An 18981-nucleotide genomic window follows, 5' to 3' on the forward strand; every position below is an offset into this window, starting at 1 on the left:
GTCCACAGGAACCCACGCATGAATACCGAAGACGACAACATCGAGCTGGCCGCCGGCTGGATCCGCAACGCACGCGCGCTGCTGATCACCGCCGGCGCGGGCATGGGCGTGGATTCCGGCCTGCCGGATTTCCGCGGGCCGGAGGGCTTCTGGCGCGCCTACCCTGCCCTCGGCGACGCCGGCCTGGGCTTCGAGGACATCGCCGCGCCGCGCGCCTTCAAGACGCGCCCGGCAATGGCCTGGGGCTTCTACGGCCACCGGCTGGCGCTCTACCGGCGCACCGTGCCGCATGCCGGCTTCGGCATCCTGCGCCGCTGGGCCGAGAGCATGCCGGACGGCTACCGGGTCTTCACCTCGAATGTCGACGGGCATTTCCAGCGCGCGGGCTTCGACGCCGCCAAGGTGCACGAATGCCACGGCTCGATCCACGTCCTGCAGTGCACGCTCCCGTGCGCCGCGCAGACCTGGAGCGCGGACGACTTCCAGCCCGAGGTGGACGAGGCGCGCTGCCTGCTGCTCAACACGCCGCCGCACTGCCCGCATTGCGGCAGCATGGCACGGCCCAACATCCTGATGTTCGGCGACTACTCGTGGGTCGAGGAGCGCGAGGCCCTGTCGCGCGCCAGGCTCAACGCCTGGACCCAGGGGCGCGGCGACATCGTGGTCATCGAACTGGGCGCGGGCACCGACATCGCCACGGCGAGACGCTTCGGCGAACGCCACGCCGCGCGGCTCATCCGCATCAATGCCCGCCAGGCCGGCGTGCGCGACACCGGCTCGGGTATCGGCCTGCAGGGCACCGCGCTGGGCGTGCTGACGGCACTGGACCAGGCCGTTGGCCGCTGACCCGGCGCGGGCGGGAGCGCGCAGCGCTCCGGCGCCCGCGGCGCCCCACTCGCGCAGGGGGTAGCCGGACGGGGCGACTTCATGAATCATCGCCGGGCTCGTCGAACACCGCGCCAGGCGCAATGCAGGAGGAAAGGATGTTGAAAGAAGGCGATCGCCGGACAGTGATCGTGCAGGGCCGGCTGGCCACGCGCGAGTGGCGGCTGAAGGCTGCGCGCGAGCGCATCCACGGCCTGCAGATCATGGGCATGGAGCAGATGGCGGCGCGCCTGGCCGGCGGCTTCCTCGTGCCGGTGGATGACGAAAGCCTGCGCGCGGCCATCCAGGGCGCGCTGCCGCTCACGCCACTGGGCGAGCTGGACGGCATCAAGGACCTGCCCGGCATGGTCGACGCGGCCGCCGACTCGCTGCGCAAGGCCTGGCGCGCCGGCATCGACCTGCAGGAACGCGCCGCCCGGCATGCCCGCCTCGCGTCCATGGCGAGGCTGGAGGCCGCGGTGCTGACGCGGCTGCCCGCCGGCATGAAGCGGCCGGCGGACCTGGCGCAGGCCGCCCTGGCACGGCTCGCGCACGCGCCGGCGGTGCTCGGCCCCGTCGACATGGCCGGCCTGGCCGATGTGCCGCCGTGCTGGCGCGCCCTGCTGGCAGCGCTTGCCACGCGCGTGCCGCTGCGCTGGCTCGCCGGGCCGCACGCCGTGCCGGCGTGGCTCGAGGGCACCGCTGTGCGCATCGAGCGCACGGCGCCCGAACAAGCCGCCATCGCGGTCGTCAGTGCATCCACGGCCTACCACGAAGCCATCGAAGCCATGCGCTGGGCGCGGGCCCTGCTCGCCTCCGGCCGCGCCCGGCCCGGCGAGATCGCCATCGCCGCCGTGGCCCCCGCGGAGTACGACGACCACTTCCTCGCGCTGCGCGCCGACGCCAACCTCGAACTGCATTTCGTGCACGGTACCAAGGTGACCGCCAGCCGCGACGGGCAGGCCGCGGCCGCGCTGGCGGACATCCTGGTGCGCGGCCTGTCGCAATCGCGCATGCGCCGCCTCGCCGCGCTGCAGTCGGGCGGTAAAGGCGCCAGGGGCATGTTCGCGACGCTGCCCGCAGGATGGACCCGCATCCTCCCGGCCGATGCGCCGCTGAGCTCGGTCCAGGCCTGGGAGCGGCTGCTGGCACGCCTGTCCGCCAGGGACTGGCCCGACGGCGCCGACCATGCCCCCGCCGTGCGCGCCATCGTCGCGCTGCTCGGCCAGGGCATCGGTGCCGCCGCGCAGATCGGCGAGGCCGTGCTCGACGGCCGCGCGCGCACGATCTGGCGCAAGGCGCTGCTGGCCGGACCCGCCGCCTCGGTCGACGCCACGCTGGAGAACCTGAAGCAGGATGACGGCCTGGAAGCCTGCGTGTCGGTGGCATGGATGCCGGCCGGCGAGCTGGCCGCCGCGCCGCGCCGCTTCGTGCGCCTGCTGGGGCTGAACTCCTCGCGCTGGCCGCGCGGCTTGTCCGAGGACCGGCTGCTCTCCGACCACATCGTGCCCAGCGCCGAACTGGACCCGCTCCCGGTCGCCGCGGCGGACCGGTACAGCTTCCATGCCATCCTCGCCACCACCGCCGGCGAAGTCGTGCTCTCGCGCGCGCGCCGCGACGGCGAGGGCCGCGTGATGGGACGCAGCGCGCTGCTGCATGGCCTGCCCGAGGAAACCTACCTGCGCCGCAACGCCGTGCCGGCCCATGCCTTCAGCGAGACCGACCGCCTGCTGGCGCGTCCCGCCGAATTCCGCACCGCGGCGCAGGCCAGGTCGGCCGTTTGCTGCTGGCGCAACTGGCACAGCCCCGAGCTCACGCCGCACGACGGCATGGTGCGCGCCGGCCATCCGGTGCTGCAGGCCGTGCTCGGCCGCAGGCAATCGGCCAGCTCGCTGCAGCGGCTGCTGCGCAACCCGCTGGGCTTCGTCTGGCAATACGGCATGCGCTGGCGCGCGCCGGAGGGCGGCGCCGAGCCCATCGTGCTGGACGCGCTGGGCTTCGGCAACCTGGTCCACCTGGTGCTCGACCACGCGCTGCAGACGCTCGAAGCCGGCGCCGGGCTGGCGCACGCCGACCCCGCGCAAGCTGCCGCCGCGGTGCGCGACGGCGTGCGCGCCGCCGCCGCGTCGTGGGAAGCCACGCAGGCCGTGCCGCCGCACGTGATCTGGCAACGCACGCTCGATGAGGTGCGCCTGCTGGCCGGCCGCGCGCTGACGTGGGGAGACCCTGCCGGGCCCGGCACGCGCGCCTTCGGGGAAGTCCCGTTCGGCGGCTCGGAGCCGCGCGCCGGCGCCACCGCCACATTGCCGTGGGACCCCGCGGCGCGCGTCGAGATCCCAGGCACCGGCTTCCACATCTCCGGCTATATCGACCGCCTGGATATCTCGGGCGACGGCAGCCGCGCCATCGTGCGCGACTACAAGACCGGGCGCACCCTGAAGCAAGGCGCCCGCCTCGACGGCGGCCGCGAGCTGCAGCGCTGCCTGTACGCCTTCGCCGTCAAGGCGCTGCTGGGGGCCGGCGTGGACATCACCGCTTCGCTGCTGTACCCGCGCGAGCCCGCCGAAAGGATCCTCGACAATGCCGACGCCGCGCTGGCCGACATCACCGGCTACCTGGCCTCGGCGCATGCCAGCCTGCTGGCCGGCGCCGCCGTGATGGGCAAGGACACCGCCGGCAACTACGACGATCTCGCCTTCGCCCTGCCCGCCAATGCCGCGGCCACGTATTGCCGGCGCAAGCGCGATGCCGCGCTCGCGCAACTCGGCGAAGCCGCCGCCGTCTGGGAAGCCGAATAATGAACAAGAGCGCCATGCCCCTCGAAGACAACCACGCCCGCCGCACCGCCATTGCCGACCATCACCGCTCCCTGCTGGTGGAAGCCGGCGCGGGATCGGGCAAGACCGCCGTGATGGCCGGCCGCATCGCCATGATGCTGGCCGAAGGCGTCGCCCCGCGCCACATCGCCGCGGTGACCTTTACCGAACTGGCCGCCAGCGAACTGGTAATCCGCGTGCGCGAGTTCGTCGCCAGGCTCAGCGACGGCCATGTCCCGCAGGAACTGCGCGCGGCCCTGCCCGGCAACCTGAGCGGGCGGCACCACGACAACCTGCGGGCGGCCGGCGCCGCCATCGACGAACTCACCTGCTCGACCATCCACGGCTTCTGCCAGCGCCTGATCAAGCCCTATCCGGTCGAAGCCAATATCGATCCCGGCGCCGGCATCATGGACCGCGACCAGGGCAGCCTCGCCTTCGACGACATCGTCGACGCCTGGCTGCGCGAGCAGCTGGACGCCGATGGCGGCGGTGACGGCGGTGGCGGCAATAGCGGCAATGGCGCCGGCCTGCTCGCCGAACTGGTGCTCTACGATGCGCAGGCGACCGTGGCGCTGGTGCGCGGCATCGCGGCCACGCTGCGCGCGCACCGCAACGCCACGGCACCGGCGGGACTCCCGCTGGCGCCGCTGATCGCCGCCTTCGGCCAGGCGGCGCACGCGCTTGCGGCCTTCGTCGCCGACACCGAAGCCAAGGACGCCGACACCACGGTGATGTCGGCACTGCTGACGGAGGCCGCGCAGGCGCTCGCCTTCCCGTACAGCCCGCAGCGCCCCGCCGACCTTGCCCGCGTGCTGGCGATCCGCCTCGAGCCGGACACGAAGCTGTGCAAGAAAGACGGCGGCTTCCGCGCATACCGCCGCGCCGGCGCGTGGCGCACGGCGTCGCGCGAGGCGGGCATGCCCGCGGCGCATGGCGATCTGCTGTGCGCGCAGGCGGCGCAACTGCACGCTGCCTGCGAGGATGCCTGGGTGGCGCTGCAGCAGCAGATCGCCAGCCACGTGCTGGCCGCGCTGGCCGATGCCGTGCAGCCGGTGCTCGCGCGCTTTCGCGACTACAAGCGCGCAGCCGCGCTGCTCGATTTCGATGACCTGATCTTCGCCGCGCGCGATCTGCTGCGCGATCACGAATCCGTGCGCCAGGCGCTCGCCACGCGCTACCGCCACGTGCTGGTGGACGAGTTCCAGGACACGGACCCGCTGCAGTCGGAAATCGTCTGGCGCCTGTGCGGCGAGCCGCCCGCCGGCGGCCAGGACGACGCCGACTGGACCCGCTTCGTCATCCGCCCGGGCGCGCTGTTCCTGGTGGGCGACCCCAAGCAGGCCATCTACCGCTTCCGCGGCGCCGACGTGGCGGCCTATGTGCAGGCGCGCGACGCCTTCGCCGCGCAGGACCGCGACAGCGTGCTGGCGATCTCCACCAACTTCCGCTCGCGCGCACCGATCCTGGCGTACGTCAACGCGCGCTTCGAGGCCATCCTGTCCAGCCCCGACCAGCCCGGCTTCACCGCGCTCACGCCGTACGATGCCAACGACGACGGCCAGCCAGGCGTGCTGGCACTGGACGTGGCGGTGACCGGCGCGGACGGAAAGGTGGCCGCCGAGCACCTGCGCGAGGCCGAGGCCGGCGCGGTCGCCGAGATGTGCGCGCGCATGATCGGCAACCACGACATCGCCGACCGCAAGACCGGTGCGCAGCGCAAGTGCCGGCCCGGCGACATCGCGCTGCTGGCGCCCTCCGGCAGCGACCTGTGGCGCTACGAAGCCGCGCTCGAGCGGCGCGGCGTGCCCGTCGCCACGCAGGCCGGCAAGGGCTTCTACCAGCGCCAGGAAATCCAGGACCTGATCGCGCTGACCCGCGTGCTGGCCGACACGCGCGACACGCTGGCCCTCGGCGCGCTGCTGCGCGGGCCGCTGGCCGGCCTCACGGAAGAAGAACTGCTCGACATCGTGTGGCAGCTGCCGCGCGCGGAAGATGCGCCCGACAGCCTGCCCCGGCTGGACCTGCGCGTGGAAACTCAACATATTGCGCACGACCTCGCGCGCGACCTCATCGGCAAGCTGCAGGCGCTGCGCCGCAAGGCCAACGCCACCACGCCCTACGACCTGATCGCGCAGGCGGTCGATGCACTGCACGTGCGCGCCATCCTGCTCGAGCGCCACCACGGCCAGGCCGAGCGCGCGCTGGCCAACGTCGACCTCTACCTAAACCTGGCGCGTGCCTATGGCGTGCGCGGCCTGCGCGCCTTCGCCGAAACCATGAGCGCGGCGTGGAGCGACGCCGCGCGTGCCAGCGAAGGCCGCCCCGATGCGCAGGAAGAAGCCGTGGCGCTCTACACCATGCACGCGGCCAAGGGGCTCGAGTGGCCCATCGTGGTGCCGGTCAACACCATGACCGAGGTGGTCGCCACCGACACCGCCGTGGTCGAACGCGCCAGCGGCCATTTCCATTGCCCCGTGTATGGCCTCACGCCCGCAGGCTACGAGGCCGCGCGCGACGCCGAGAAGGCCGAGCTCGCGCGCGAACGCATCCGCCTCTGGTACGTGGCCGCCACGCGTGCACGCGAACTGCTGGTGCTGCCCCGGCTCGATACGCCCGCCAGCAACAGCGCATGGGTCAACCTGCTCGACCTGTCGCTGTCCGCGCTGGATCCGCTCGTGCCGCACGACCTGCCCGACGGCGTGGCCGCCGCCGGCGCCACCGTGGAGAACCGGCAGACCCGGCAGTCGTTCGGCGACGAAGCCCTGTCCATCGTCCTGCAGCACAAGCGGCTGGCATGGCTGGCGCCCAGCCGCGATGAAGGTGCCGGCGGCCCGCTGCTGCAGGAAGAAGTGCCCACCATCATGCTGGCCACCGACGACGCGGAGCCCGCGGGCGCCTCCGCCTATCCCGCCTATCCCGCCTATCCCGCCGTGCAAGGCGGGCGCGAGCGCGGCCTCGTCATCCACAAGCTGCTCGAGGAAGTCCTGAGCGGCGAAACCGAAGAAAACGTGACGGCCCTCACCGCGCGCGGGGAGACGCTCGTGCGCATGCTCGGCCGCGAGCCCGGCGACGATCCCGCGGCCGGCCTCGCGCCGGCCGAGATGGCCCGGTGCGTGCTGCGCACGCTGGCCCTGCCCGACATCGCGGCGCTGCGCCCCGGACTGGTACCGGAGTATCCGGTCTATGGCTCGGCCGTGACGGCGGACCAGGAAAGCGCCACCGTCGGCATCGCCGATGCCGCCACCTTCGCCGACGACGGCACGCCGCAGGTCATCGTCGACTGGAAGAGCGACGTGCGCCCCGATCCCGCCACCCTCGATCACTACCGCGCACAGGTGCGCAGCTACCTCGACATGACCGGGGCCAGCCGCGGGCTGATCGTGCTGGTGACGTCGGGGCAGGTGATTCCGGTCGGCCCCGGTCTCGCCGCGGCGGCATGAACGCGCGCCGGTCCCTTAACCATTGAAGGTCATTCACAGGAAGCAATCGATCATGATCAACAACAATTCCCCGCTGGAGAGCCTCGCCGCCTTCGCCATCGCGTTTGCCGCCGGCGCGGTCTCTGCCATCGGCCTGGGCTTGTATATCGGAAAGCTGAAGCAGGACGCGCAGCGCGCCGGTGCGGCCGACACCGTGTCGCCGCTGCACAGCCGCTGAAGCGCGGCCGCCGGCCTTCGCAGTGCGCCCCCCTTGAGAGGGGTGAAGGAAGCGCCGCGCTGGCCGATATCAATCCGGCATTGGTGTGCCGTGTATCTGTCCTGGCGCACCGCCATGACACACGGTAGGCGGCGGCCTGGCTGGGCCGCGCCGGCCGCCCATCAATTCCAGGAGTCATCGTGAACGCTTTCATCTGGGCCGGCATCGCCGTCCTCGTCGTCATTGCCGCCGTGCTGGTACTGCGCCGCCGCACACCAGCCGCCGCACCCGCTCCCGCGGCCGCGATCATGCAACCGCCGGCCACGCCCGCCACGCAAGCCCCCACGGCGGCACAACCGGAGCAAGCCGAGGATACCGTCGCCATCCTGGTGGGTCCGTCGGCCGAAGAACCCGTCCTCAGCATCACCGCGCTGGACGGCAAGCTGCCCAAAGGCGCGCGCAAGGTGGAGGCCGACAGCACCACCCTCAGCCAGCTGAGTCCGGTCCTCCAGGCGGTGCCCAACTTGCTGAGCGCGCGCGAAGTCGCCCGCGGCGGCTATATGAAGGTGATCATCGACGGCCCGCTGGTCAAGGCAGCCGATGGCGAGGGCTATCGCGCGTTTACGATGGGCGCCAAGGGTATCAAGCAACAAGCCAGGCTACTGGACCCGTCACGCCTGTCGAAGATGGTGAATGCGGCGGCCATCCTGAACATCGCCTCGCTGATCGTCGCCCAGAAGCATCTGGCCGACATTGGCAAGAAGCTCGACGAGATCAAGCAGGGCGTGGAACGCATCGAAGCCTTCCTGCGCGACGAGCGCAAGGCCGGCATTCTTGGCGCGCTCGACTACCTGCGCCAGGTTGCTCACGCGCTGTTCCAGGGCGAGCTCTCGCCTGCGGTACGCCAGAAACTCGAGGACTACGAGGGGCAGCTGCTGGCCACCGAGCGGCACCTCAAGGCCGAACTGACGCGCGAAACGCAGGGCATCGCGGAGATCAAGGATCCCGATACGTTCCGCACCAACGGCCTGGTGACGAAGATCCGCGAGCGGCAGACGCTGCTGGACGGACTGTACGAGCAATGGCTGTTGTGCGTGCGCGCACGCGTGGCGGGCTGGCAGTTGCTGTCGGCTTTCCCGGGCGAGCATCACATGAAGCAGGCGCGCCTCAGCAGCCTGCAGGATTCGGTCGACTCCCTCGCCCGGTCCGGCGGCCTGCTGGATGAGGCGAAGCAACTGATGGAAGGCAAGATCGAATCCGTGAAGTCACGGCTGGAGTTCGAGTCCGCGCTGACCGAGAAGCGTGCAAGCCTGCGCAAGTGGATCCAGGGTGAACTGGCCGCCGCCGGCGCCGCCATGCGCGAGYAGGGCCGCGGCCTGGCCGCCGGCGAGGCAATGCTGCTGGAGCAACAGAAGCCGACCGTCCTGGCGCTGAAGCTGAATGCCGGCCGGATCGTGGAAGCGCATCATCTGCCGGCGTAACCACTAAGCGCTCTTTGCCCTTATTGCCCTTGTTGCCGGACTCGCGCCGCCGCCTGGCGGCGCGTCCGCTACCGTCCGATCCACCCCGGCAACTGCGCCAGCAGGTATAGCGCGGCCCCGATCAGCCCGCCCACCACCGTGCCGTTCATGCGGATGTACTGCAGGTCGCGGCCGACGTTCAGCTCGATCTGCCGCGACATCTCGCGCGCATCCCAGCCGCGTACCGTGCTGCTGATATGGCGCGTGATGAAATCCGCGAAATCCGGCGCCATGCCGCGCGCCGCGTCGCGCAGGTGATCGTTGAGCGAGGCGCGCAACGCGGTGTTGCGCGTCAGCTCCGCGCCGATCCAGTGCCCCGCCTCCATCACCCTCTGGCGTACCACGGAGTCCTCGCGAGCGAGGTCTTGCTTGAGCCAGCGGCACCAGTCCGTCCACAGGCTGCCGATATACGCATTGAGCGCGCTGTCGCCCCTGAGCTGCTGCCGGATCTGCTCCGCCCTGGCATGGAAGGCGGGATCGTCCTTCAGGCGCGCGATCAGCTTCTGCACGGCCGTATCGAACGCCTTGCGCAGCTGGTGGCTGTCGTCGGCCTCCACCTGCCCCAGCACGCGCCCGAGCGCGGCGGCGATCAGGTCGGCGCCATTGCTGCCGATCCATTCGCTGGGCAGGAGTCGCTCCTTCCTGGGGTGATCGCTCTTGAGCCACTCCACGATGCGCTCCGAGATAAAGGCGCGCGTGGCCGGCTGGTTCAGCAGGGCGATCAGCTGCGCGAGCGATTCGTCCAGCAGCGCCTGGTGGCGTCCGTTCTCGGTCAGGCTCTCCAGGATGGTGGCGGCCGAGCGGGACAAGTCCACCTTGCCGATCATGGTGTGCGCGGCGTTGCGGATCAGCTTCTGGATGTTCTTCTCGTCCATCACATCGAGGAGCGTGCCGGCCGCCCTGGCCACCACATCGCCGATCTCCCGCGTGTTGGCCGGCGACGCCAGCCACTGCGCCACCACCTGCGCGGGGTCGTGCTTGCCGATCAGCGCGACGATGGATGGCACGTCGAGGAACTTGTCCCTGACGAAGGTGGCAAGGCCGTCGGCGATATCGTCCTTCTTGCGGATGATGATATTGGTATGCCCGGCCAGCCCCGGCAGCGGGATGCGATGGAACAGCGCAGCCACCGCGAACCAGTCCGCCAGGCCGCCCACCATGGCGGCTTCCGCCGCCGCGCGCACCCAGTCGGTCAGAAAGCCATGCGGCAGCAATACCGTGGCGACGAAGACGGCGAAGGCGAGCAACAGCAGCGCGAGCGCCTTGCGCTTTGCGGAGCGGAGTTCCTTCTCTTGCTGCATGCGTGGTCCAGAATGGTGCGGAATGGTGCGGAATAGGGCGGTCAGGAGGCAGGATACTTCGTCGAAATCCGCTGCACCAGCTTCTCATCCTTCGAATCGATGCCGATATCCCAGGTGGGAAACGCGCACAGGTCTTCGGCGATCTCGGCGATCACTTCGCGCAGCTCCAGGGGCTCGAGCCAATGCGAGGGAATCGCCTCCTCGCCCAGCAACGCACCCAGCAGGTTGCCGGTGATCGCGCCGGTGGAATCCGAGTCGCCGTCATGGTTCACCGCGAGCACCACGCCATGGCGGAAATCCCGCGCGACCAGCGCGCAATAGATCGAGATGGCCAGCGCTTCTTCCGCGACCCAGCCTTCGCCAAGCGCGGCGATGGCGTCGTCATGCGCGGCGCCGGCGGCGGCGAGCGCCTCGGCCTGTTCGATGGCTTGCAGCGTTTCCTCGTGATCGGGATGCGTGGCGAGGCAGGCCTTGGCCGCGTCCAGCGCGGCGGCCAGCGTCGCGCCGCCCGCCAGTTCGCCGATCATCGCGGCGAGCACGCCGCCGGTGAGCGACCCGGTCGGGTGGCCGTGGGTCAGGGCGGCCAGCTTGGTGCCGAGCTCGAATGCCTGCTCGGGGGAGCGCCGCTGGGAACGCCGCCAGACAAAGAGACCCGCGGGCGCCACGCGCATCACGCCGCCGCAGCCCTTGCTGTGGTTGCGCGCGGGCTCGCCGAGGCTGTTCATCGCAGCCAGCGCGGCAAGGCAGGTGTTGCCCGGCGCGCGGCGGCTGTGCAGGGCCTTGTGCTGGAACAGCCAGCCCGGCGCGCCACCCATGCTGATCGTCGCGGCGGGCTGCATGCCCTGCGTCTGCAGCCAGCGCAGGTAGGCGCGCGCCGTCACCCCGGTATAGCTGCCCACGCCACGCCCGCTGCCGCGCACCCAGGCGCGCAGCAAACCTTCGGCGGTAAACAGCGTCATCTGCGTGTCGTCGGTGATGGTGCCGAAGCCACCGTAGGCGCGGGCGTAGCCGGTGATGCCCTGCGGCCCGAACTCCTCCACGATCTCCTCGCGCGACATGAATTCCACCGGCGCGCCGAGCGCATCGCCGACGGCGCCGCCGAGCAGGCAGCCGCGAAAGCGGCTTTGTGCGGTAACGTTGGCCGCAGGGCTGGGCATCACGCGATGCATCCAATCAGGCGAGTTCATGCAGATTCCTTTGTTCAGACTTGCTTTGTTCAGACTTGTTTTGTTCAGTCACGGCTTCCCACGGCAGGCCCAGGTCTTCGCGCCCGAAATGGCCGTACGCCGCAGTTGGATAGTAGATCGGGCGCAGCGGATCCGGCGTCTCGATGATGCCTTGCGGGCGCAGGTCGAATTCACTCGCCAGCGCCGCGGCGCAAGCCCGCACAGGCGGCGCGGGCGCTATCGCAACAGGATCAGTTGCGGCACGGCATCGGCACCGCTCCAGACGACGGCATTCTGCCCGTACCGCGCCCCGAGCGCCCTGGCCGCATCCAGTGACAGGCCGGGCACCAGGAAGCTCTCCTCGCCATCCCAGCCGTTGGTCGGATGCTGGCCTATGCCGTCGATGCAGCGCAGGCCCAGTTGCGTCAGTTCGCGCACCAGCGCCTGCTGGCGAACCGCATTGGCGGCGGGATCGTCTTCCTGCTGGCTAAAGGGGTTCCACGCGGTGATGAACGCGCTGCAGTCCACGCCCGCCGCCGCATGCAGCGCGGCCAGCGCAGGATTGGGTTCGCCCACGTTCAGCGTGAGTGGCGTCGCGCCGCGGACGTGATAGTGCGTCTCCCGGTAAGCCTGGATGATCTTCGGATCGATACTTGAATTGCCGGCGCCAGAAAGCAAAAAACCCTCCGTGAAAGGAGGGTCGACGCATTGCCCGCTTGCTTGCTCCTCCAGGAGCCACATCCGCTCTCGCGATCCACCTTGCCCGGGAAGGCAGGTTGGCATGGGCGTCGACCCAAATCAGAATGTGGGACGGATTGAAACATGCGGGCCCCGGGGGTGTCAAGGGCGCCCGGCCGGTTGCGCGAGGTGCGAAGCGCGCGGGCAGCAACGCGAAGCGGACCCGCGAAGAGACGCGCCATGTCTTCGGGGTGGCGCGGGCAGAGGCAGCCGGACAAACCCCGCGCGCTCGGGAATCCGACCGCGAAAACCGCCGTTTATCCGGCATTCCGAACGCGTTTTGGCACCGGCGTGGTGCGTCCCGGCAATGCGCTCAAGTCCGCCACATCCCTACCGTAATAGCCACGGCAGCCCCCTTGCCCCACCCGGGCCAACCAGAGAAGAATCCATCACATGCTTTCCTCCCTCCGCGCACGCATCGTGGCCCTATCCGTGGCCATCGTCGTGGCGGCGCTAGCCGTCAACGCCGTTCTCAACCATGTCGTGGCCAGCGCGTATAACGCCGATGCCATCGACAACAATCTGGCCGCCGTGCAGACCGGCCACACCGACGCCATTGCGGACTGGGTCGCCAGCCATACGCAGATGATCAGTTCGCTGCAGGACGCCGCGCTGCAGCCCGATCCCATTCCCGCGCTCAGGCAGGTGTCCGACGCGGGCGGCTTCATCAAGGTCTACGTGGGCTTCCCCGACAGGAGCCATCGCTTCTCGGATGCGAGCGGCCTCAAGCCCGACTACGACCCGACCGCCCGGCCCTGGTACAAGCAGGCCGTGGCCGCGGGCAAGCCGATCGTGACGGCGCCCTACGTGGCTGCCAGCAGCGGCAAGCTGGTGGTGACGTTTGCCGCGCCCATCGTGCGCGATGGCAGCGTCAAAGGCGTGGTGGGCGGCGACGTGGCGATGGACAGCGTGATCGCCAACGTCAGATCCATCCACCCCACGCCGGGCAGCTTCGGCATCCTGGTGACGAAGGGCGGGCAGATCGTCGCGCACCGCGATGACAAGCTCACGCTCAAACCCATCGCCGAGCTGGTGCCCGCGCTGGACGCCGACAAGCTCGCGCCGCTGCTGGGCGCCACCACGCCGATGCAAGTGGAGGTGGCCGGCAAGCCCAAGCTGCTGCGCGCGCGCGAGATTGCCGGCACCGACTGGATCGCCGTGATCGCGCTCGACAAGGCCGAGGCGACCGCCGGCATGCGCTCCGTGCTGATGGCATCGCTGCTGGCACTGCTGGTGATTGCCTGCGTGGCCGCCGCCATCGTGGCCGGCGTGACCGCCGTTTCGTTTCGCCGGCTTTCGCAGATCCGCGACGCCATGAGCGCCATCGGCTCCGGCGACGGCGACCTCACGCAGCGCCTGCCTGCCGACGGCAGCGATGAAGTCGCGCAGATCGCACGCGCGTTCAACGCCTTCGCCGACAAGCTGGTCGGCGTGATGCGCCAGATCCGCGACGCCAGCGAATCCGTGCGCGCCGCCGCCGACGAGATCGCCGCCGGCAACGTCGACCTGTCCCGCCGCACCGAGGGCGCTGCCGCCAGCCTCCAGCAGACCGCGGCCTCGATGGAGGAGATCACCGCCACCGTGGGGCAGTCCGCCAGCTCCGCGCACCAGGCCGACGAATCCGCCATCGCCGCTTCGCGCGTGGCGGCCAGCGGCGGCACCGCGCTTAGCGACGCGATCCGCACCATGGGCGAGATCGAGCACGCGGCGGTGAAGGTCTCCGACATCATCGGCGTGATCGAAGGCATTGCCTTCCAGACCAATATCCTCGCGCTCAATGCGGCGGTGGAAGCGGCGCGCGCGGGCGAGCAAGGCCGCGGCTTCGCGGTCGTGGCCGGCGAAGTGCGCGCGCTCGCGCAGCGCAGCTCCCAGGCCGCCAAGGAGATCAAGACCCTGATCGAGTCGACCGTGGGCAGCGTGAGCTCCGGCTCGGGCCAGGTGCGCCGCGCCGGCGACACCATGAGCGAGATCGTGGGCAATGTGAGCAAGGTGACCGGCATCGTCTCCGCGATCACCAGCGCCGCGGCCGAGCAGACGCGCGGCATCCAGGAAGTCAACCGCGCGATGAGCCAGCTGGACCAGATGGTGCAGCAGAACGCCGCGCTGGTGGAGGAGTCCACCGCCGCGGCCGCCGCGCTGCAGGCGCAGGCCGGCGGGCTCGCGGGCGTGGTGGGGCAGTTCAGGCTGGAGTAGCGCAGCGAGAGCGGGCGGGCAACGGTGCGGGAAGCAGTGCGGGAAGCGGTGCGGGAAGCGGGGCAAGCCCGCGAGGCACCACGGCGCCACGCCGCGCGCCCCAAAGTAAATCGTACTTATCCGTGCAAGCGGCGTATGCTCAACGGAGAAAGGAGATCATCATGTCTCAGAACAATGCGATCTATAAGGGGTTCAAGGTATCCGCCATCGTGCGCCGTGCCTCTGACGGCAATCCCGACAATGCGTCCGCGCTCGCGGGCTTCCTGGCTACCGTCACCATCACCCAGGTCAGCCGCGACAGCGGATCGCTGCGGCTGGTGCCGCCGCTGGAGCAACAGACCGCCCGCACGCCGCATGACGCCATCGCGCTGGCAGTGACCCATGCGCGAACCGTCATCGATGGCATGTCCACTTCCGTTGCGCACAAGTAGCCGGCCATAGTCAGCGGCCATAGTCAGCAACCAAACGGCGACCCGGAGCAACCCGCCGCACGACATCGCGCCGGGCAGACGCATGCGCCACGCCACACCCCCATTCGGCAGCATAACGCGATCGGTGTTATGATCTGCCGTCTTGCCGATGTGCGAACGTGCGTCGATGCAAGCTTGCCGGCAGCCTTGGCGCTAGCCGTGCGCCTCACCGCGATAGCAGGCGGGCTCCCCGCCGCAGTGGCCAAATAGCCGGGCAAAGCACCCGGCAAATTCAGGGCGAATACACGCCCCTCACCCATCCGACCCGCGGCACAAGCCGCTCCGCAGCGCCACGCAGGGCTATCCGCGTGTGCAGACAGCGCAGGCACGGTCCACTCTCCGCCAGCCCCCTTTTTTCGCGCATGTGCGCGGCAACGACGGCGCTGGGCAATCCATACGGCGAGCGACTACCGAAGAGAACCCGTCGCGCACAGTGCGTGCGCAGGCGCGCCTCGGATCGTCCGCCCAGATCCAGGACATACCTTGCAACACAAAGCATCCCCGTACACCGTGTCGGTGTACCCCATCGAGCAGCAACCCGGCGTGTGGTTCGCCACGTACATGATCAGCGAATACCGCAGCGGTGCCGAACACATCGTCGCCAATGTCTCGATGCGCCACGCCACCCACGGCACCGAAGCGCAGGCCAAGCAGGCCGCGCGATTTGCCGCCGAGCGCGCCGCCGCGGGCATGCGCCTGCAGTAATGACACCACGGCGTGCATGGCCGGTGCGCTGCACCGCGCCCGCACGCCACCCAACCTAGAGAGGCATCATCCTTGGCAAAAGAAGAACTGGTGGAATTTGGCGGCAAAGTGTCTGAAGTCCTGCCCGACAATCGCTTCCGCGTGATCCTGGAGAACGGCTTCCAGGTGTGGGCATACTCGTCCGGGCGGCTCAAGAAGAACCGCATCCGTATCCTGGCCGGCGACCGTGTCACGCTGGAGATGTCGCCCTACGACCTCACCAAGGGCCGCATCAACTACCGCCACAAGTTCTGACGCCGGCGCGCAGGACAACACGCGCACAAGCCGCGGCGCCCATGCCCGCGGCCGGGGCGCACCCCTCGCAGCATCAACTCATCAACGTGAAAAAGGAAACGGAATGTCGGTCAGTGAAGAATGGGAAGAAATGCACCTGACGCCGAACGGATGGGTCGCAGGCAGCTACCAGCACGTGCCCGGCCCCGCCGTCACGCGCGAAGCGCCCGCCGATGACCTGCTGACGGTGCGCCGCCACGTCACCGCGACCTACGGTGGCCCTTCGCGCGCCATCGAAGACCGCACGCCCCGCACCGACAAGCTCGAAGTGCTGGAGCAACTGCTGGAACGCTACGGCAGCCCCGCCTTCAGCGTCTGAGGCCAGGCGGGCCAGGTCGCGGCCATCGCCGCGCCACCGTCACACCCGGCATTCCCGCCCGGTCCCGTTCATTGCGGCATGACGCCGCCGGAACGAGGCGCGGGAACGACAAGATTCAGATCCATGGCATGGCCGCCCTGGCTTGCCAGCCCGGCGCATCCGCACCGGCCCGCATCGCTCGTTGCGAGCAAATGCGCGGCACGCATCGGCACCGATGGTGCCGAAGGTGCCAATGTGTGCCGCCGGGCAACCCGGCAGATCGACAAGACAGCAGGACTACAGCGTGGTCACCGACTCACCGGCGATCAGGCCGTTGATGATGTCCTCGCCGAACTTGACCGCGCCACGGCGCGCGGTGCCGATGTTCTCCCACTCTTCGCTTTCCAGACGGAACACCTTGGTGCGCTCGCCACCGGGCCGATAGCCTTCGCGGCAGATCACCACGGACGCGGTAAAGCTGCGATCCGGCTTGGCGCGGGGCCACGACTGGGTGGGCTGGACCTTGTAGACCAGGGGGTAGAGATCAAAGCCCTTGTAGCTCGCGCTAGGCGTATTGTTCACGTAGTTTGCTCCATGCGGCAGCGTTGCCTGTGGCCACTCCGTCCCTGGCGCACGCCGGCTAGAACGGGACCAGGCGATCGACCACGATCACGATCACCCCGTCCGAGCAGCCTGCCGGGCTCCGGGAGCCCAGCCGTGCGCGCAGAAAGCGGTCCAGGCCGCGCTGCAGTTGATATAAGGCACGCTGGTCCGCGGAACGCAATTGCTCCGCGGCCTCGTGCGCGATTTCGATCTCCACCTTCCTGGCCGACCAGGCGCAGCTGCTGGTATCGGGAATCTGCCAGTTGGCGTTGACCGCATGCTGCCTCACCGGCCAGGTACGTACGTCCTGGCCCGTGATTTCGTCGAGCACCGGCTTGATGAAAGCGACGAGATCTAACATTGGCACCCCTGCACCGTGCCCCGCCAGGCGGCGGAGCCTGCGCGGCAGGCAAGGCAGCGCCGGCATCCAGCCGCGATCGGGACGCCGGGCAGGCTGGCGACAGTAACACACCAGGATTGCCCACCTCCTGGCCCAGGTATCCCACTCTACTCCGAAGCAGGGGGCTTCGACGATCTTATTTTGCCCGCGGCACCGCCCGACTCCGTCGTCAGCGTCATCAGCATGTCCGCATACCAGGCCGAATTCAGGCCCAGTGCCTCGTCCTCGTCCAGGTCGCGCGTACCCACATCGAAGCGCGCCGAATGCACCCCCAGCAGCAGCCACGGCAGATCATGCCGCTTGCCGCGCGTGCCACGCATGCGCATCACCACCGGCGCACCGCTGGTGCCGCGATGCGTGCGCGCGTCGGTCAGGAAGAAGCCCTGCCCCTGGAAACGCATCCCGAACGCCGAAGCCACCACCGCCTGCCGCGCCACCGGCAGGTGATGCAAGGCATCGTGAAACCCCAGCGGAAAGCCGACGATCAGCAGCGAATCGCCTACCTCCACATGGTCCGACGGCTGGGCCAGGTGATCCGGCGTAAAGGCGCGATACACCAGCCCCGCCGGCAGCGCGGTACGCTCCAGTTCCACCACCGCCACGTCCACCGGCCCGCCCCCGTCCTCGCCGATGCGCCAGACCGCCAGGCCGTTGCGATACAGCGGGATCGAAAACCCGATCGAATTGGCCATGTTGCCGGCCTCCCGATGCAGCTCGATCTCGATGCGGTCAGGGTGGTGGCCGGTGGGCTCGTCGAAGAAAACGTGGCGGCTCGTGACCACGAACAGATGCTTGCCGCGCTCGAAGAAAAAGCCGCTGGCGTTGGCCAGGCCTTGCTGGCCCTCGAAGGACGAAACGCGGACTGCGCATAGCAGGATGGATTCGACCATGTTTGCCTGGAGTGCGTGTCGTCGCGCGGGTGAATCCCGCGCACGACGGGGAAAGGCGGATTACGGCAATCCGGAATGCGGTGGCACGCGAAGGAGAAGCCCGCCCGATCGGTTATATAGATGCGGGCCTGACGTGTCAAACGCAGCAGATGCAGCGCCGGTCTCCACGCAGCAGCGGCGAGCCACAGTCCTCAACGATCACAAATCGAAGGCCCGACGGCTGCGTTCGCCGCCGCGACGGTCTCTCCGTCTCTCTATGGGCAACCGAACAGATGGCCCATGCCGCCTCCTGCTACGTTGCCTCCGATGGCCACAGCGCGCCAGCGCGATGCGCCATGCCGCAGGAGGACGCGCCATGAGCAGAATCTACATCCCGGCCGCCGTGGCCGATGACTGGGCCCCTTTCCTTGCCGAGCCGGTGAAGCACTGGAAGACCGGTTACCCGGCCCGCACGCTCGCGCACTGCTGGCAGGACGCCGACGGCTTCCCCGCCGAAATCGCCAATGCCATCGAAGCCAATCCCGTCCTGCGGGGCACGGCCATGCTGATGGGCATCCCCGAGCACCAGGTCGCGCTGCCGGGCGGCATCACCCAATCCCAGAACGACATCTGGGTGCTCGGCAAGCGCGACGACCAGCTCATCTCCATTGCCGTCGAAGGCAAAGTCTCGGAACCGTTCGACCGCACCGTGGCGGAGTGGCTCGAAGCCGCATCGCCCGGAAAGCACCTGCGCCTCGACTTCCTCGCGCATACGCTCGGCCTGCGGGCCGTCCCCTCGTCGATCCGGTACCAGCTACTCCACAGGACCGCCTCCGCCATCCTGGAAGCGGAGCGCTTCAACGCCGATCACGCCGTGATGCTCGTGCATTCGTTCAGTCCGACCAATGCCTGGTTTGAAGACTACCGCGCCTTTGCCGCCCTGTTCGATGTGGATGCCAGGCCCAACTACATTCATGGCGCGGGGAGGCTGGCGAAGACGGAATTGCATCTGGGGTGGATTTGCGGGGCGGCGCGGTATCTTGAGCGGTAGGGGGGGCGGCGCAGA

At 69.4% G+C, this 18981-nt stretch carries 17 protein-coding genes, 1 pseudogene and 1 riboswitch; of the genes and pseudogenes, 11 read left to right on the forward strand and 7 right to left on the reverse strand.

Going from position 1 to position 18981, the window contains the following annotated elements; translation table 11 throughout:
* Positions 1-18 precede the first annotated feature (18 nt).
* The 5 genes from AB4Z48_RS28335 (at position 19) to AB4Z48_RS28355 (ending at position 8800) form a co-directional block, all read left to right on the forward strand.
* Complete coding sequence (locus AB4Z48_RS28335) at positions 19-846, forward strand: SIR2 family NAD-dependent protein deacylase (protein WP_441620122.1); 828 nt, start codon at positions 19-21, stop codon at positions 844-846.
* Positions 847-983: 137 nt separating this feature from the next.
* Positions 984-3662 carry a PD-(D/E)XK nuclease family protein gene (locus tag AB4Z48_RS28340; protein ID WP_441620124.1) on the forward strand — a complete coding sequence of 893 codons (2679 nt, stop codon included), beginning with the start codon at positions 984-986 and terminating at the stop codon, positions 3660-3662.
* A 14-nt stretch (positions 3663-3676) separates the two neighbouring features.
* Positions 3677-7123 carry a UvrD-helicase domain-containing protein gene (locus AB4Z48_RS28345; protein WP_441620126.1) on the forward strand — a complete coding sequence of 1149 codons (3447 nt, stop codon included), beginning with the start codon at positions 3677-3679 and terminating at the stop codon, positions 7121-7123.
* Between the two features lie 52 nt (positions 7124-7175).
* Positions 7176-7340 (forward strand): hypothetical protein, encoded by a 165-nt coding sequence (locus tag AB4Z48_RS28350; protein ID WP_441620128.1) that lies wholly within the window; start codon positions 7176-7178, stop codon positions 7338-7340.
* Between the two features lie 179 nt (positions 7341-7519).
* The gene (locus AB4Z48_RS28355; RefSeq protein WP_441620130.1) at positions 7520-8800 is read left to right on the forward strand and encodes a hypothetical protein; all 1281 of its coding nucleotides are present in this window, start codon (positions 7520-7522) and stop codon (positions 8798-8800) included.
* A gap of 68 nt (positions 8801-8868) precedes the next feature.
* Here the strand turns inward: AB4Z48_RS28355 and AB4Z48_RS28360 are convergent, their stop codons facing one another.
* The 4 genes and pseudogenes from AB4Z48_RS28360 to AB4Z48_RS28375 form a co-directional block, all read right to left on the reverse strand.
* Positions 8869-10140 carry a DUF445 domain-containing protein gene (locus tag AB4Z48_RS28360; protein WP_441620132.1) on the reverse strand — a complete coding sequence of 424 codons (1272 nt, stop codon included), beginning with the start codon at positions 10138-10140 and terminating at the stop codon, positions 8869-8871.
* A 41-nt stretch (positions 10141-10181) separates the two neighbouring features.
* Positions 10182-11327: an ADP-ribosylglycohydrolase family protein gene (locus tag AB4Z48_RS28365; RefSeq protein WP_441620133.1), complete on the reverse strand. Its 1146-nt coding sequence runs from the start codon at positions 11325-11327 to the stop codon at positions 10182-10184.
* Positions 11314-11517: pseudogene (locus AB4Z48_RS28370) on the reverse strand (methionine adenosyltransferase domain-containing protein); the annotation flags it as partial. The pseudogene AB4Z48_RS28370 and the gene AB4Z48_RS28365, both read right to left, overlap by 14 nt.
* Before the next feature lie 26 nt (positions 11518-11543).
* Positions 11544-11984: a DUF3293 domain-containing protein gene (locus AB4Z48_RS28375; RefSeq protein WP_441620135.1), complete on the reverse strand. Its 441-nt coding sequence runs from the start codon at positions 11982-11984 to the stop codon at positions 11544-11546.
* A gap of 28 nt (positions 11985-12012) precedes the next feature.
* Positions 12013-12118: riboswitch (SAM-I-IV-variant riboswitch) on the reverse strand.
* Between the two features lie 319 nt (positions 12119-12437).
* Here AB4Z48_RS28375 and AB4Z48_RS28380 point away from each other — a divergent pair.
* From AB4Z48_RS28380 to AB4Z48_RS28400, 5 genes are all read left to right on the forward strand, one after another.
* Positions 12438-14237: a methyl-accepting chemotaxis protein gene (locus AB4Z48_RS28380; protein ID WP_441620137.1), complete on the forward strand. Its 1800-nt coding sequence runs from the start codon at positions 12438-12440 to the stop codon at positions 14235-14237.
* A gap of 161 nt (positions 14238-14398) precedes the next feature.
* Positions 14399-14668: a GTP cyclohydrolase gene (locus AB4Z48_RS28385; RefSeq protein ID WP_441620139.1), complete on the forward strand. Its 270-nt coding sequence runs from the start codon at positions 14399-14401 to the stop codon at positions 14666-14668.
* Positions 14669-15190: 522 nt separating this feature from the next.
* The gene (locus AB4Z48_RS28390) at positions 15191-15412 is read left to right on the forward strand and encodes an isochorismatase (RefSeq protein ID WP_441620141.1); all 222 of its coding nucleotides are present in this window, start codon (positions 15191-15193) and stop codon (positions 15410-15412) included.
* A gap of 72 nt (positions 15413-15484) precedes the next feature.
* The gene (infA, locus tag AB4Z48_RS28395) at positions 15485-15706 is read left to right on the forward strand and encodes a translation initiation factor IF-1 (protein WP_441620143.1); all 222 of its coding nucleotides are present in this window, start codon (positions 15485-15487) and stop codon (positions 15704-15706) included.
* Between the two features lie 103 nt (positions 15707-15809).
* Positions 15810-16064 (forward strand): translation initiation factor 1, encoded by a 255-nt coding sequence (locus AB4Z48_RS28400; protein WP_441620145.1) that lies wholly within the window; start codon positions 15810-15812, stop codon positions 16062-16064.
* Between the two features lie 276 nt (positions 16065-16340).
* Here AB4Z48_RS28400 and AB4Z48_RS28405 read toward each other — a convergent pair whose 3' ends face one another.
* From AB4Z48_RS28405 to AB4Z48_RS28415, 3 genes are all read right to left on the reverse strand, one after another.
* Complete coding sequence (locus AB4Z48_RS28405) at positions 16341-16625, reverse strand: hypothetical protein (RefSeq protein ID WP_441620146.1); 285 nt, start codon at positions 16623-16625, stop codon at positions 16341-16343.
* Positions 16626-16683: 58 nt separating this feature from the next.
* Positions 16684-17007, reverse strand: coding sequence for a hypothetical protein (locus AB4Z48_RS28410; protein ID WP_441620148.1), 324 nt, complete (start codon positions 17005-17007; stop codon positions 16684-16686).
* A 146-nt stretch (positions 17008-17153) separates the two neighbouring features.
* The gene (locus AB4Z48_RS28415; RefSeq protein WP_441620150.1) at positions 17154-17936 is read right to left on the reverse strand and encodes a trypsin-like peptidase domain-containing protein; all 783 of its coding nucleotides are present in this window, start codon (positions 17934-17936) and stop codon (positions 17154-17156) included.
* 355 nt (positions 17937-18291) lie between these two features.
* Here AB4Z48_RS28415 and AB4Z48_RS28420 point away from each other — a divergent pair, with 355 nt between their 5' ends.
* A complete protein-coding gene (locus AB4Z48_RS28420; protein WP_441620152.1) occupies positions 18292-18966 on the forward strand; it encodes a DUF6946 family protein in 675 nt (224 codons plus the stop codon).
* The last annotated feature ends 15 nt before the right edge of the window (positions 18967-18981 follow it).

Origin of the sequence: Cupriavidus sp. 2TAF22, from assembly GCF_052115045.1 — a bacterium.
GTDB lineage: Bacteria > Pseudomonadota > Gammaproteobacteria > Burkholderiales > Burkholderiaceae > Cupriavidus.

Excerpts from the sequence above, each read along its gene's own strand:
- AB4Z48_RS28350 (WP_441620128.1), top strand. The coding sequence starts at position 7,176 with ATGATCAACAACAATTCCCCGCTGGAGAGCCTCGCCGCCTTCGCCATC.
- AB4Z48_RS28380 (WP_441620137.1), top strand. The coding sequence starts at position 12,438 with ATGCTTTCCTCCCTCCGCGCACGCATCGTGGCCCTATCCGTGGCCATC.
- AB4Z48_RS28385 (WP_441620139.1), top strand. The coding sequence starts at position 14,399 with ATGTCTCAGAACAATGCGATCTATAAGGGGTTCAAGGTATCCGCCATC.
- AB4Z48_RS28420 (WP_441620152.1), top strand. The coding sequence starts at position 18,292 with ATGAGCAGAATCTACATCCCGGCCGCCGTGGCCGATGACTGGGCCCCT.
- AB4Z48_RS28415 (WP_441620150.1), bottom strand. The coding sequence starts at position 17,936 with ATGGTCGAATCCATCCTGCTATGCGCAGTCCGCGTTTCGTCCTTCGAG.
- AB4Z48_RS28410 (WP_441620148.1), bottom strand. The coding sequence starts at position 17,007 with ATGTTAGATCTCGTCGCTTTCATCAAGCCGGTGCTCGACGAAATCACG.
- AB4Z48_RS28335 (WP_441620122.1), top strand. The coding sequence starts at position 19 with ATGAATACCGAAGACGACAACATCGAGCTGGCCGCCGGCTGGATCCGC.
- AB4Z48_RS28360 (WP_441620132.1), bottom strand. The coding sequence starts at position 10,140 with ATGCAGCAAGAGAAGGAACTCCGCTCCGCAAAGCGCAAGGCGCTCGCG.
- AB4Z48_RS28365 (WP_441620133.1), bottom strand. The coding sequence starts at position 11,327 with ATGAACTCGCCTGATTGGATGCATCGCGTGATGCCCAGCCCTGCGGCC.
- AB4Z48_RS28340 (WP_441620124.1), top strand. The coding sequence starts at position 984 with ATGTTGAAAGAAGGCGATCGCCGGACAGTGATCGTGCAGGGCCGGCTG.
- AB4Z48_RS28400 (WP_441620145.1), top strand. The coding sequence starts at position 15,810 with ATGTCGGTCAGTGAAGAATGGGAAGAAATGCACCTGACGCCGAACGGA.
- AB4Z48_RS28345 (WP_441620126.1), top strand. The coding sequence starts at position 3,677 with ATGCCCCTCGAAGACAACCACGCCCGCCGCACCGCCATTGCCGACCAT.